The organism is Streptacidiphilus carbonis, assembly GCF_000787775.1.
Taxonomy (GTDB): Bacteria; Actinomycetota; Actinomycetes; order Streptomycetales; family Streptomycetaceae; genus Streptacidiphilus; species Streptacidiphilus carbonis.
The window spans coordinates 1-11,743 of record NZ_BBPM01000060.1 but is presented as its reverse complement, the minus strand read 5'-3'; the positions used below and the strand labels follow the sequence as shown (position 1 = coordinate 11,743).

Genomic DNA, 11,743 nt, shown 5'->3' with positions numbered 1-11,743 from the left:
GGCGGGGCCGGAAGGAGGTGCGCGGCTACGGCGGTCTGGTGGTGGCGGGGGAGGTGGTCTCCGCCGCTCCGGCGGCTCCGGCCGCCGATGGCGACCTGCGCTTCACGGTCGGCCTGGCGGACGGCAGCACGCTGCGGGCGCGCCGGGTGCTGGTGGCCACCGGACTGAGGGATGTGCTGCCCGGGCTGCCGGGGCTTACCGAGCACTGGGGACGCGGCGTGGTGCACTGCCCCTACTGCCACGGCTGGGAAGTGCGTGACGAGCCGATCGGCGTCCTGGCTGTGGGCCCCGCCTCGGTCCACCAGGCGCTGCTGTTCCGTCAACTGACGGATGACCTCGTGTACTTCAGCCACGGAACGGAGCTCGACGAGGAGACCCGCGCGCGTTTTGCCGCCCGTGGCATCCAGGTCGTCGACACTCCGGTGGACGCGGTCGTGGCGGCCGAGGACGGCGGCATCGCGGCCGTGCGGCTGGCCGACGGGCGGTCGGTGGCGCGTCGGGTGCTCGTGGTCGCGACCACCCTGCAGGCCCGGACGGAGGGGCTGGAGGGCCTTCGGCTTCCGATGGCGGACCTGCCCGGCGGGATGGGACGCCACTTCGCCTCCGCCATGGCCGGAGTCACCGAGGTGCCGGGGGTCTGGGTGGCCGGCAACGCCGCCGACCCGATGGCCCAGGTCGGCGCCTCGGCGGCAGCCGGAGCCCTGGCCGGAGCCCATCTGAACGCCCATCTGGTCACCGCCGACACCGATGCGGCCCTCACCGCCGCGCGGCCGGCTCTTCACGTCCGTTGACCCGTCACCCGTCCGAACGGTCGTCGGCGGCCTCCGCCCCGGCGAACTCGGCGCGGACCGCTTCGGTGTGCTGGCCCAGGTCGGGTACCGGGCGCAGCGGGGTCTCCCGGCCGTGGACGGTGACCGGGGGCAGCAGGCCGCGCAGCGGTCCTGCGGGGGAGTCGAACTCGCGCCAGCGGCCGCGGGCCCGGTGCTGGGGGTGTTCGGCGAACTCGGCCATGGAGCGGAGCCGGGCGTTGGCGATCCCGGCCTCCTCCAGCCGCTCCATCAACTCGTCGGTGCCGCAGTCGGCGAAGGAGTCCTCCAGGATCGGGGTGAGCTGGTCGTCGTGCAGGCGCCGCAGCGGGTTGTCGGCGAAGCGGGGGTCGCGGATCAGCTCGGGCCGGCGCAGCACCCGCTCGCACAGGGCGACCCAGTCGCGGTCGCTCTGCACCGACAGGAAAACCTCGCCGCCGTCCCCGGCCCGGTAGTGGCCGTAGGGGGAGATGGAGGGGTGCCGGGCGCCGGAGCGGGTCAGCGGGGCGTCGCCGTACAGGGCGGTGTAGAGCGGCTGGCCCAGCCACTCGCCCAGGGCGTCCAGCATGGAGACCTCGAACGAGCTGCCCAGGCCGGTGCGTTCGCGTTCGTACAGGGCGGTGAGGATGCCGGTGTACGCGTACATCGCCGACGCCACGTCGGCCAGCGAGGCCCCGGCCCGGGCCGGGGCCTCGGGGGTGCCGGTCAGCGAGACCAGCCCGGCCTCGCACTGCACCAGCAGGTCGAACGCCTTCTTGTCGCGGTAGGGGCCGCGGTCCCCGTACCCGGAGATCTGGCAGACGATCAGCCGCGGCCATCGGCGGCGCAGCCGCTCCGCGCCCAGGCCCAGGCGTTCGGCCGCGCCGGGGGCGAGGTTCTGCACGAACACGTCGGCCTGCTCCAGGATGCGGTCCAGCAGCGCCCGGTCGTCCTGGTCCTTGAGGTCCAGGACGACGCTCTCCTTGCCCCGGTTGCACCAGACGAAGTAGGCCGAGAGGCCCTTGACGGCCCGGTCGTAGTCGCGGGCGAAGTCCCCGCCGGGGCGCTCGACCTTGATCACCCGGGCGCCGAGGTCGGCGAGCTGCCGGGTGGCGTACGGGGCGGCGACGGCCTGCTCCAGCGAGACGACTGTCACTCCGTCAAGGGGCAGCGGAGGAGCCGCCGCTGACGGGTCGTCGATTCCGCTGTTCACCCCAGCACCCCGATCTTCCGCAGCTCCGCCGTCCGTTCGGGGTCGAGTCCGGCCTCGGCCAGCACCGCGTCGGTGTCCGCGCCGAACGGCGGCGAGGGGACCGGGGCGGCGGCCGGGGTGGCGCTGAAGCGGGGAGCGGGTGCGGGGGCCGGCGCACCGTCGGGGGTGCTGCGGAAGGTGTTCCGGGCCTGGTTGTGCGGGTGCTGCGGGGCCTCGGTGAGCGACAGCACGGGGGTGACGCAGGCCTGGGTCCCGGCGAAGCGCCGCGCCCAGTGGTCGCGGTCGGCTGCGGCGAAGGCGGCGGCCAGCTTGGCGTGCATCACCGGCCACTGTTCGCGGTCGTGCTGGGCCGCGAGGTCGGGGTCGTCGGCCAGGCCGAGGCCGTCCAGCAGGGCGGTGTAGAACTGCGGCTCCAGCGCCCCGACCGCGACGTGGCGGCCGTCCGCGCACCGGTACACCCGGTAGAAGGGCGCGCCGCCGTCCAGCAGGTTGCTGCCGCGCTCGTCGTGCCAGGCGCCCTGGCCCAGGAAGCCGTAGGCCATGGCCATCAGCAGTGCCGAGCCGTCGGTCATCGCGGCGTCCACCACCTGGCCCGGGCCGCCCCTGGCGACCTGGAGCAGGGCGGCGGTCATGCCGAAGGCGAGCAGCATGCCGCCGCCGCCGAAGTCGCCGACCAGGTTGAGCGGGACCACCGGGTCGCCGCCGGCCGCGCCGACCGCGTGCAGGGCGCCGCTCAGGGCGATGTAGTTGATGTCGTGTCCGGGCTGCTGGGCCCACGGCCCCTGCTGGCCCCAGCCGGTCATCCGGCCGTAGACCAGGCGCGGGTTGCGGGCCAGGCAGTCCTCGGGGCCGAGGCCGAGGCGTTCGGCGACGCCGGGACGGAACCCCTCCAGGACGGCGTCGGCCCGCTCGATCAGCCGCAGCACGGTCCGCGCGCCCTCGGGGTGCTTGAGGTCGACTGCCGCCGAGCGCCGCCCCCGGTGCAGCATCGCCGGGCTGACCGGTCGGCCCGTCCGCTCCGGCCGGTCGATCCGCACGACCTCGGCGCCGAGGTCGGCCAGCAGCATCCCGCAGAACGGTCCCGGCCCGATCCCGCCCAGCTCGACCACCCGCAGCCCCGCCAGCGGACCGCCGCGGGACTCCGTCGGCACTTCAGGGCTCATCGGCCGGCTCCTCGTGGACGTGGCTGCAACCGGGGCGGATTTCGAACATCGTCAAGTCGAACATTCGTTAAGTTAGGGTGCCTTCGCCCAGGTGTCCACGGGTGCGATCAATTCGCGGCCAGGCCGGTGAGGGTCGCGGTGAGGATCCGGGTGAGGCGGGGTTCGAGGTCGACGACGGCGTGGGCCAGGCGGGGGTCGCTGCGGTAGAGGGCGGCGACTTCGGGGCCGGGGTTGGCGATCTGCCACATCGCGCCGGCCAGGGCCACGGCGGTGGCGATCAGGTCGACGCAGTCCTGGTCGGTCAGGCCGGGCAGGTGCTCGCGCAGGGCCGCGTTGACGGGTGTGCGGGCGGCGAGCGTGGTGAGTTTGAACTCGCGCACCGCGTCCAGCGAGACATTGCGCTCCAGGTTGAGCGGCGCCTGCGCGAGCAGGTCGCAGAACAGGCCGCGGGCCGCGAGCGTGGCCGCGAAGGCATGGGCGACGGCCGCCGGGTCGGGGGCGGACAACTCGCGCAGCCGCGCGGTGAGCGCCTGGGACCACTCCAGCCAGCCGTCCGCGGTCAGCCGCAGGAAGATCTCCTCCCGGGTCTCGAAGTACCGCAGCAGCGCCGACTTGTGCATGGCCACGGCCGCGGCGATGTCGGTGAGGGTGACGGTCCTGATGCCGCGCTCGTGGCCGAGGGCGCGGGCGGCCTCCAGGATCGCGGCTTCGCGCTGCCGCTTGGCCTCCGGCGAGCGGGCGCGTTGGAACTGCGAGGCTTCCATGCGACGAGCATAGCGGAACGAGGTTGCGTTATTAGCGCAACGGTGTTTCACTAAGTCCATGGACATCAACGAGAGCATCGACAAGGACACCGACACCCGGCGGACCTGGTTCATCACCGGCTCCTCCCGCGGCTTCGGCCGCACCCTGGCCCGCGCGGCCCTGGAGGCCGGCGGCCAGGTGGCCGCCACCGCCCGTAATCCCGAGCAACTGGACGATCTGGTGCGGGAGTTCGGCGAGCGGATCCGTCCGATCGCGCTGGACGTGACCGACCCCGCGGCCGCGCAGGCGGCCCTCGCCGAGGCGCGGCGGCACTTCGGCCGGATCGACGTGCTGGTGAACAACGCCGGCTACGCCAATGTCTCGCCGATCGAGACCACCGAGGACGCCGACTTCCGCGCTCAGTTCGAGACCAACTTCTGGGGCGTCTACAACGTCACCAAGGCCGCGCTGCCGCTGCTGCGCGAGCAGAAGGGCGGCCTGGTGATGCAGTTCTCGTCGATGGGCGGCCGGGTCGGCGGCTCGCCGGGGATTGCCTCCTACCAGGCCGCCAAGTTCGCCATCGACGGGTTCAGCCGGGTGCTCCGCGCGGAGACCGCGCCGTTCGGAGTGAAGGTGCTGGTCGTGGAGCCCAGCGGGTTCCGCACCGACTGGGCCGGCTCCTCGATGGTCGTGCGCGACATCCCCGAGGCCTATGCCGAGACGGTCGGCGCCGTCAACGCGCGGCTGCGGCAGAACAGTGAGGGCCCGGCCGGCGACCCGGTCCGGGCCGCCGGGATCCTGGTGCGGATGGCCGGGCGCAACGACATCCCGGAGCACCTGCCGCTGGGCGTCAACGCGGCCGAGGGCTCGGTCCAGCTGGACCGCCGGCTGCTGGAGCAGGACCTGAAGTGGCGCGAGGTCTCCCGCTCGGCCGACTTCGCCGAGCCCTATCCGGTCGCCTTCCCGCCCGACACGGCCTCCTGACCCGGGTCTCCGGTCCGCGCACCGAGCCGCACCGCTGCGCCGCCCGTTCGGCCCAGGCGCTCGGGGTGTCGGTCGCGGGCCGGCGGGCCATGGGGTGAGCTTGGAGCCGGACAGCTCCGCCACCGAGATCGGAGGCCCGTGTGTGGCAGCAGGGCCGGCTGCAGCTGGCGGTGGCTCTGGGGGCGTTCGTCCTCACGTTCCTGATCACGCGTGGGGTCACCCATCTGATCCGGAGCGGACGCGGCCCGTTCGGCAATGTGAGTGTCGGCGGCACGCATGTGCACCATGTGGTCCCCGGCATCGTGCTGATGGTGACCGGCGGCTTCCTGGAGGCCGGAACCCGGGGCACCGGCTGGCCGGCGACCTTGGCGGCGGCCCTGTTCGGCGTCGGCACCGGTCTGGTGCTGGACGAGTTCGCGCTGGTCCTGCACCTGGACGACGTCTACTGGAGCGCGCAGGGCCGGCTGTCCGTCAATGTGATCGCGCTGACCCTCGCGGTGGTGGGGATCTGCCTGCTCGGCGTCTTCCCCAGTGGCTCCACCGCCCCCCAGGAGACGTCCGGCCGCTGGGACGTGGCGCTGAACATCCTGATCAATGTGGCCTTCGCCGTCGTCGCGATGGCGAAGGGCAAGTTCCGGCTCGGGCTGGTCGGGGTGCTGGTGCCGTTCGTGTCGATCGTCGCCGCGGTACGGCTGGCCCGCCCCCATTCGTGGTGGGCCAGGCACCGGTACCGGAAGGCGCCCGCCAAGCTGGAGCGGGCGCGGGCCCGCGAGGAGCGCCGGGTCCGGCGTCGGCAGTCGGTCCTCGGATCGGGCTGAGCCCGCGCCGTGGACGCCGTGCATACAGCCCGGATCCGGGGGCAGTCGGCTGGCCGGCGGAATCATCAACACCGCCCGCCGGACCGGCGGAGCTGTCGGCATGCACCGCGCGGGCATCGCCGCCGCCGCTTTCCACCTGCTGTCCGCAGCCGCGGTAGCGGCCCGCTTCCCCCCGGGCGTGCGGGTCCGGCGCCGGGGTACATGTCGGGCATGGCGACCCTGGGCGTTGAAGAGGAGTTTCTGCTGCTGGATGCGGACAGCGGCCTGCCGGTGGCCAGGAGCGCCGCGGTGCGGCGGGCCGCGGGCCGGATGCCCTCGGTCGAACCGCGGGAGGTCGAGCCGGAGCTGCTCCAGGCCCAGATCGAGGTGGGTACCCCGGTGTGCGGGGGACTCGACGAGGTCGCCGAGCAGCTGGTCCGGCTGCGCGCCGCGGTGGCCGCGGCTGCGGCCGGGGCCGGCTGCCGGCTGGCGGCCACCGGGACGGCGCCCGCGGTGGGGCGGACGCCGGTGCCGGTCACCGCCAAGGCCCGCTACCAGGCCATGTCCGGAGAGGCGCCGCAGTTGGTGGACGAGCAGCTGATCAACGGCATGCACGTGCACGTCGCCATCCCGGACCGGGACAGCGGGGTGGGTGTGCTGAACCGGATCCGTCCGTGGCTGCCGGTGCTGGTCGCGCTGGGCGCCAACTCGCCGTTGTGGGAGGGCGGCGACACCGGGTTCGCCAGCTGGCGCACGCTGGTGTTCGGCCGCTGGCCGGTGAGCGGTCCGCCGCCGCACTTCGGCGGGGGTGCGGACGACTACGACACGCGGACCCGGGCGCTGGTCGACGCGGGCGCGATCCTGGACCGGGGGCAGATCTACTGGCAGGCGCGGCTCTCCGAGCGCTACCCGACCGTGGAGATCAGGGCACTGGACGTGCAACTGGAGATCGGCGACGCGGTGGCGCTGGCCGGGCTGGTCCGGGCGCTGGTGCACCGCTCCCTGGCCGAGCACCGCTCGGGGAGCCGCGTCGACCCGGTGCCCCCGGAGCTGCTCGCCGCCGCCACCTGGCACGCGGCCCGCTACGGCCTGGACGAGGAGCTGATCGACGCCCGCTCCGGGCGCGGGCAGCCGGCCGCCGAGGTCGTGGCGGCGCTGCTGGAACATGTGTCCCCGGCCCTGGAGGAGTGCGGCGACCTGGAACGGGTGTGCACAGGAGTCGAGCGGCTGCTGACGGCGGGCAACGGCGCCCAGCGGCAGCGCCGGACGCTGATCGGCGGCGACCTCGGCGCCGTGACCGAACTGATCACCGTCCGGGGCTGAGGGACCGCTCGCCGCGTCTCAGTTCGGAAGCTGCTGCAGCGTCCAGCCGTTGCCGTCCGGGTCGGTGAACGCGGCGTAGGAGACGGTCGGCTTGCCGGGTGCGCTCATGTCCTGCACCTCGGCGATGTCGACGCCGCGCCCGAGCAGCTCGGCGCGGGCGGCGTGGATGTCGTCGACGACCAGGTGCAGCCCCTGCACCGAGCCCGGGGGAGTGCCGACCACGCCGACGCCGACGGCGATCGAGCAGGCCGACCCCGGCGGCGTCAGCTGGACCACGCGGAACGCCTCGTTCGGACTGAAGTCGAGGTCGACCTTGAAGCCGAGCCGGTCGGCGTAGAAGGCCTTGGCCCGGTCGACGTCGGCGACGGGGAGCGGGACCAGTTCGAGACGGAGATCCATGGCGGCGTTTCCCTTCGGGGGTTCTGAGGCCGGTCTTCGCCGGGTGGTCGTAGCGGGCGGGCCGAACTCGACATCCGGAGGGGACGGGATCGCCGGCGGATATTCACTCGCCCTCGGCGTTGATGCGGGGCAGCACCCGGTCCAGCCGACGGGGCAGCCACCACGCGCTCTTCCCGAGCAGGGTCATGACCGCGGGTACGAGCAGCAGGCGGACGACGGTGGCGTCCACCAGCACGCTGACGGCCAGTCCCAGCCCCAGCATCTTGACCGTGATGTTGTCGCTGAGGATGAACGCGGCGAAGACGCTCACCATGATCAGCGCCGCGCAGGTGATCACCCGCGCGGTGATCTCCAGGCCGTGGGCGACACTGGCCTCGGCGTCGCCGGTGCGGGTCCACGCCTCGTGCACCCGCGAGAGCAGGAAGACCTCGTAGTCCATGCTCAGGCCGAAGACGATGGCGAACATCATCATCGGCACATAGCTCTCGATCGGGACCTTTCCGGATACTCCCAGCGCGGGACCGCCCCAGCCCCACTGGAAGACCGCGACCACCACACCGTAGGAGGCCGCGATCGACAGCAGGTTCAGCACCGCGGCCTTGACGGCTACCAGCAGGCCGCGGAAGACCGCCAGGATGATCAGGAACGCCAGGGCGACCACGACGGCGATGATCAGCGGCAGTCTGCGCGCGATGATCTCCAGGAAGTCCAGCTGGGCGGCGGTGGTGCCGGTCAGGTACGCCTCGGCCGGGGTGCCGGCGACCCCCTGCGGCAGGGAGACGTCGGTGAGGTGTTTGTAGAGGCTGGTGGTGGCGGCGTCCTGCGGCGCCGCGCTGGAGACGGCGGTGGCGATCAGCGCCTGGCCGTCGCCGGTGGGTTGCAGCGGGCTGATGCTGGCGGCGCCGGGGACTCCGGTGAGCGCCTTGGTCAGGTCGGCGGACAGCGTGGACCTGTTCGCGGCCGGGACCTTGCTCTGGTCGACGACGATGGTCAGCGGGCCGTTGGCGCCCGGGCCGAAACCGGCGCTGATGAGGTCGTAGGCGCGCCGGTCGGTGAAGCTGGTCGGGTCGGCGCCGTCGCCGATGTGGCCCAGCCGGATGGAGAACAGCGGAATCGCCAGCACGCCCACCACCACCAGCCCGCCGACCAGGAACCACCACGGGCGGCGCTCCACCCGCTGCGCGTAGCGGTGCCAGCCGCCCTGGGCCTCGGCGTCGGGGCCGGTGGTCCCCTCGGCCACCGGGGTGCGCACGCTGACGCGGTCGATACGGCGGCCGACCAGTCCCAGCAGTGCCGGTACCAGGGTGACCGCTCCGAGCACCGCTGTGATCACGGTGACGCCGGCCGCCGCCCCCAGTTTTCCGATGAAGCCCACCCGGGAGACGTACAGTCCGGCCAGGGCGACGATGACGGTGCAGCCGGACACCAGCACCGCGCGTCCGCTGGTGGCCACGGCCCGGCCGGCCGCGGTGACCGGGCTCTCCCCGTCGATCAGCCGCTGGCGGTGACGAGTGGTCAGGAACAGCGCGTAGTCGATGCCGACGCCCAGGCCGATCATGGTCGCCAGGGTCGGCGACACGCTGGCGAAGGTGAACGCCGCGGCCAGCAGGCTCAGACAGCCGAGCCCGACGACGACGCTGATCAGCGCGGTCAGCAGCGGCAGGCCGGCGGCGATCACGCTGCCGAATCCGACCAGCAGTACCACCACGGCGACCGCGAAGCCGATGGCCTCGCTGGTCAGGTCGGCGGCCTTGGGCCGGGCGAGTTCGCCCAGCGGGCCGCCGTACTCGACCTGGACCCCGGCGGCCCGGATCGGCGCCACGGCACCGTCGACGCCGGAGAGGTAGCCCTGGCCCAGCGAGGTGGGGTTGGTGTCGAACCGCACCGTGATGTAACCGGTCCGGCCGTCGCCGGACACGGCTCCCGGGGGCGCCGGCGGCAGCGGGTTCTGCACGGACAGCACATGGGGCAGGTGCTGCAGCGAGGCGACCGCCTGGTCCACCTGGCTCTGGGCGCCCGTCAGCGGCCCCTTCGCGTCGTGCATGACGATCTGCGCCCCGGTGCCTCCGGAGCCGGGAGCATGGGCCTTCAGCACCGCCAGCCCCTGGTACGACTGGGTCCCGGGCAGGGAGAAATCGTCGGAGTAGGTCCCACCGAAGGCGCTCTGCAGTGCGTGCACACCGCCGAGGGCGACCAGCCACAGCACGATGACCACCACGAAGTGCCGCGCGCACCACTCACCCAGCCGCTGCAGACCGCCTGCGGACATATGCGCTCCCAGAGGTTGGACGGGATCTGCTGAACGCCGCGTCGGCTCGGCGGCGATCGCACTGTCCGTGCATATCAGGACAGCCGGGTCGGACCGGAGCAAGCGCGCGGGCAGCCCGGTGGAAGCCGATCCCGGTCACTCCAATGGCGTGGTCCACCCCCCGACCGGCCGACTCTGACTCGCTGTCAGCCGGCCTGTCGCCGAGGGTGGGGAGGGTGCGCCCGGACGGGGCGCGGCGAGGGGAGTGCGGTCGAGGCCGATGACGGAGCCGAAGGCGCCCCCGGCGCTGGCACGGCTGCTGCCGGAGCTGCAGCGCCGGGCGGAGCGGCTGCGGGCCGCCGCCGAGCGGCGGATGCCGGTGCTCACCGAGGTGACCGCCCGGCTGCTCTCGGCCAACCTGCTGGACGCGGCCACCCGGCTGGCCGCGCAGGCGTTCCTGACCTCGGTGCCGCTGCTCTTCGCGCTCGGGGCGTTCGCGCCGGAGGGGCTCCGCAGCCAGTTCCTGGACTCGCTGCGCTCGATCTTCGGCGTGACCGGGCAAGTGGACCAGCAACTGAGCGCGGTGCTGGGCGACGGCGGCCAGGAGCTGCGGCAGACCTCCGGCATCATCGGCCTGCTGATGGCCCTGGTCTCGGCGACCAGCTTCAGCCGCGCCATGGCCCGGGTCTGCGAGCGCGCCTGGGTGCTGCCCAAGGCCGGGACCAGGATCGCGGCCTGGCGCTGGCTGCTGTGGGTGGTCGCGCTGATGGCCCAGCTGGCGCTGCAGGGTCCGCTCCGGAACGGCTTCGGCGCCGGGCTGTGGCTCGGCGTGCCGCTGAGCTTCCTGCTCAGCGGTGCGGTGTGGTGGTGGACCCAGCACCTGCTGCTGGTCGCCCGGGTCGGCTGGCTGCCGTTGCTGCCGGGAGCGGTGCTGAGCGCGGCGGCGATGACCGCGCTGGCGCTGACCGCCCGGATCTACATGCCCACGGCGCTGAACCGCGCGCTGTCCCAGTACGGCTCGCTGGGGCTGGTGCTGGCGGCGCTGTCCTGGCTGATCGTGCTGTGCGCCGCCATCACCTTCGCCGTCACCATCGGCGCGGTACTGGCCCAGGAGCCGCCGCTCAACCGCTTCCTGACCCGCGGGCGTCCCGCTCCGCCGCCTCGGCCAGCCGCTTGATCCGGGCCAGGGTCCGGTCCCAGTCGACGGCCAGCGCGGCCATCCACCGCGCCGTGGCGTCCAGTGCGGCGGGCCGCACCGCGTAGCGCACCTCACGGCCGACCCGGTGGCCGGTGACCAGCCCGGCGGCGTCCAGCACCGCGAGGTGCTTGACCACCGCCTGACGGGAGACGGGCAGCCGGCCGGCCAGTACGGTCGCGGTGGTCTCGCCCTGTGCGGCCAGCAGGTCGAGCAGCTGGCGTCGCGTCGGATCGGCCAGCGCCACCAGGACGCTGTCGACCGCCTCGTCGGCGGCGCGACGATCCCCGTCGGTCACCCGGCCGCCTGTTCGGCGCGGGCCCTGAAGGCGTCGAGCACCTGCGGCCAGCCGCCGGTGTTGTCCTTCAGGGCGCGGTCGCGCAGCTCCGCGGACCCGGCCAGCGCCGCGAACCCGCTCTCGACGACGCGGAGCAGCGTCCCCCCGTCCTGCGGGGTCAGTGTGAACTCCACCAGCGTGCTGTTGTCCCCGCTCAGCTCCTGCCCGGGGTAGGCGCTGGCCCAGCGGTAGGCGACATAGGTCTGCGGCTCGACCTTCTCCACGCGCACCGGGAAGTCCCCGTACTCGGCGTTCTTGGCGACCAGCGACTCGCCCTCCTTCGCGGTGACGCCGCTCTGGGCGGCGGTGTCGCCGACCCAGAACCCGGTCTCGGTCACCAGCGACCAGACCCGCTCCAGGGGGGCGGCGATCAGGGTCTCGCGCTCGATCCGGTCCTCGCTCATTGCCTGCTCCTTCGATGGGTTCTGCAGTGCAACCCCAGAGTTGCACATCGGAGCCCCAGGTGCAACCAGGGAGTTGCGCTTCATTTCGCTGGATCTTGGGCAGCACTGCCGCCCGGGGCGCTGACGAGCTAGATTTTCGTCTGGAGCACCA

The 11,743-nt window shown here is 73.3% G+C and carries 12 protein-coding genes; 5 read left to right on the top strand and 7 right to left on the bottom strand.

Translation table 11 applies throughout. The features are described from left to right. The coding region (locus TR46_RS31275; RefSeq protein WP_042408352.1) for an NAD(P)/FAD-dependent oxidoreductase at positions 1 to 791 on the top strand (791 nt) is incomplete at its 5' end. Between the two features lie 4 nt (positions 792 to 795). On the opposite strand, the gene TR46_RS31270 is transcribed toward TR46_RS31275, so the two are convergent. The 3 genes from TR46_RS31270 to TR46_RS31260 all read right to left on the bottom strand — a co-directional run bounded on the left by TR46_RS31270 (position 796) and on the right by TR46_RS31260 (position 3,925). Continuing rightward, the gene (locus TR46_RS31270) at positions 796 to 1,998 is read right to left on the bottom strand and encodes a CaiB/BaiF CoA transferase family protein (protein WP_304941307.1); all 1,203 of its coding nucleotides are present in this window, start codon (positions 1,996 to 1,998) and stop codon (positions 796 to 798) included. Next, the gene (locus TR46_RS31265) at positions 1,995 to 3,161 is read right to left on the bottom strand and encodes a CaiB/BaiF CoA transferase family protein (protein ID WP_042408350.1); all 1,167 of its coding nucleotides are present in this window, start codon (positions 3,159 to 3,161) and stop codon (positions 1,995 to 1,997) included. The genes TR46_RS31270 and TR46_RS31265 overlap by 4 nt, the downstream gene beginning before the upstream one ends. 107 nt (positions 3,162 to 3,268) lie before the next feature. Further along, positions 3,269 to 3,925, bottom strand: a complete 657-nt coding sequence (locus TR46_RS31260; protein ID WP_042408347.1) for a TetR/AcrR family transcriptional regulator — start codon at positions 3,923 to 3,925, stop codon at positions 3,269 to 3,271. A 58-nt stretch (positions 3,926 to 3,983) separates the two neighbouring features. Here TR46_RS31260 and TR46_RS31255 point away from each other — a divergent pair, with 58 nt between their 5' ends. From TR46_RS31255 to TR46_RS31245, 3 genes are all read left to right on the top strand, one after another. Beyond that, positions 3,984 to 4,889: an SDR family NAD(P)-dependent oxidoreductase gene (locus TR46_RS31255; protein WP_042408344.1), complete on the top strand. Its 906-nt coding sequence runs from the start codon at positions 3,984 to 3,986 to the stop codon at positions 4,887 to 4,889. A gap of 140 nt (positions 4,890 to 5,029) precedes the next feature. Then, positions 5,030 to 5,707, top strand: a complete 678-nt coding sequence (locus tag TR46_RS31250) for a hypothetical protein (RefSeq protein WP_042408342.1) — start codon at positions 5,030 to 5,032, stop codon at positions 5,705 to 5,707. Positions 5,708 to 5,917: 210 nt separating this feature from the next. Then, positions 5,918 to 7,009, top strand: coding sequence for a carboxylate-amine ligase (locus tag TR46_RS31245; RefSeq protein WP_042408338.1), 1,092 nt, complete (start codon positions 5,918 to 5,920; stop codon positions 7,007 to 7,009). A gap of 18 nt (positions 7,010 to 7,027) precedes the next feature. Here the strand turns inward: TR46_RS31245 and TR46_RS31240 are convergent, their stop codons facing one another. Continuing rightward, complete coding sequence (locus TR46_RS31240) at positions 7,028 to 7,408, bottom strand: VOC family protein (RefSeq protein ID WP_042408336.1); 381 nt, start codon at positions 7,406 to 7,408, stop codon at positions 7,028 to 7,030. A gap of 103 nt (positions 7,409 to 7,511) precedes the next feature. Then, positions 7,512 to 9,677, bottom strand: a complete 2,166-nt coding sequence (locus tag TR46_RS31235) for an MMPL family transporter (protein ID WP_174505171.1) — start codon at positions 9,675 to 9,677, stop codon at positions 7,512 to 7,514. A 259-nt stretch (positions 9,678 to 9,936) separates the two neighbouring features. Between TR46_RS31235 and TR46_RS31230 the strand changes: the two genes are divergently transcribed. Then, complete coding sequence (locus TR46_RS31230; protein ID WP_084719102.1) at positions 9,937 to 10,833, top strand: YhjD/YihY/BrkB family envelope integrity protein; 897 nt, start codon at positions 9,937 to 9,939, stop codon at positions 10,831 to 10,833. Here TR46_RS31230 and TR46_RS31225 read toward each other — a convergent pair. Next, on the bottom strand, positions 10,778 to 11,149 hold the full coding sequence (locus tag TR46_RS31225) for an ArsR/SmtB family transcription factor (protein WP_042408333.1): 372 nt from the start codon (positions 11,147 to 11,149) through the stop codon (positions 10,778 to 10,780). The two genes, TR46_RS31230 and TR46_RS31225, sit on opposite strands and share 56 nt — an antisense overlap. After that, positions 11,146 to 11,592 carry an SRPBCC domain-containing protein gene (locus tag TR46_RS31220; RefSeq protein ID WP_042408331.1) on the bottom strand — a complete coding sequence of 149 codons (447 nt, stop codon included), beginning with the start codon at positions 11,590 to 11,592 and terminating at the stop codon, positions 11,146 to 11,148. Before TR46_RS31220 ends, TR46_RS31225 begins: the two co-directional genes overlap by 4 nt. Positions 11,593 to 11,743 lie beyond the last annotated feature (151 nt).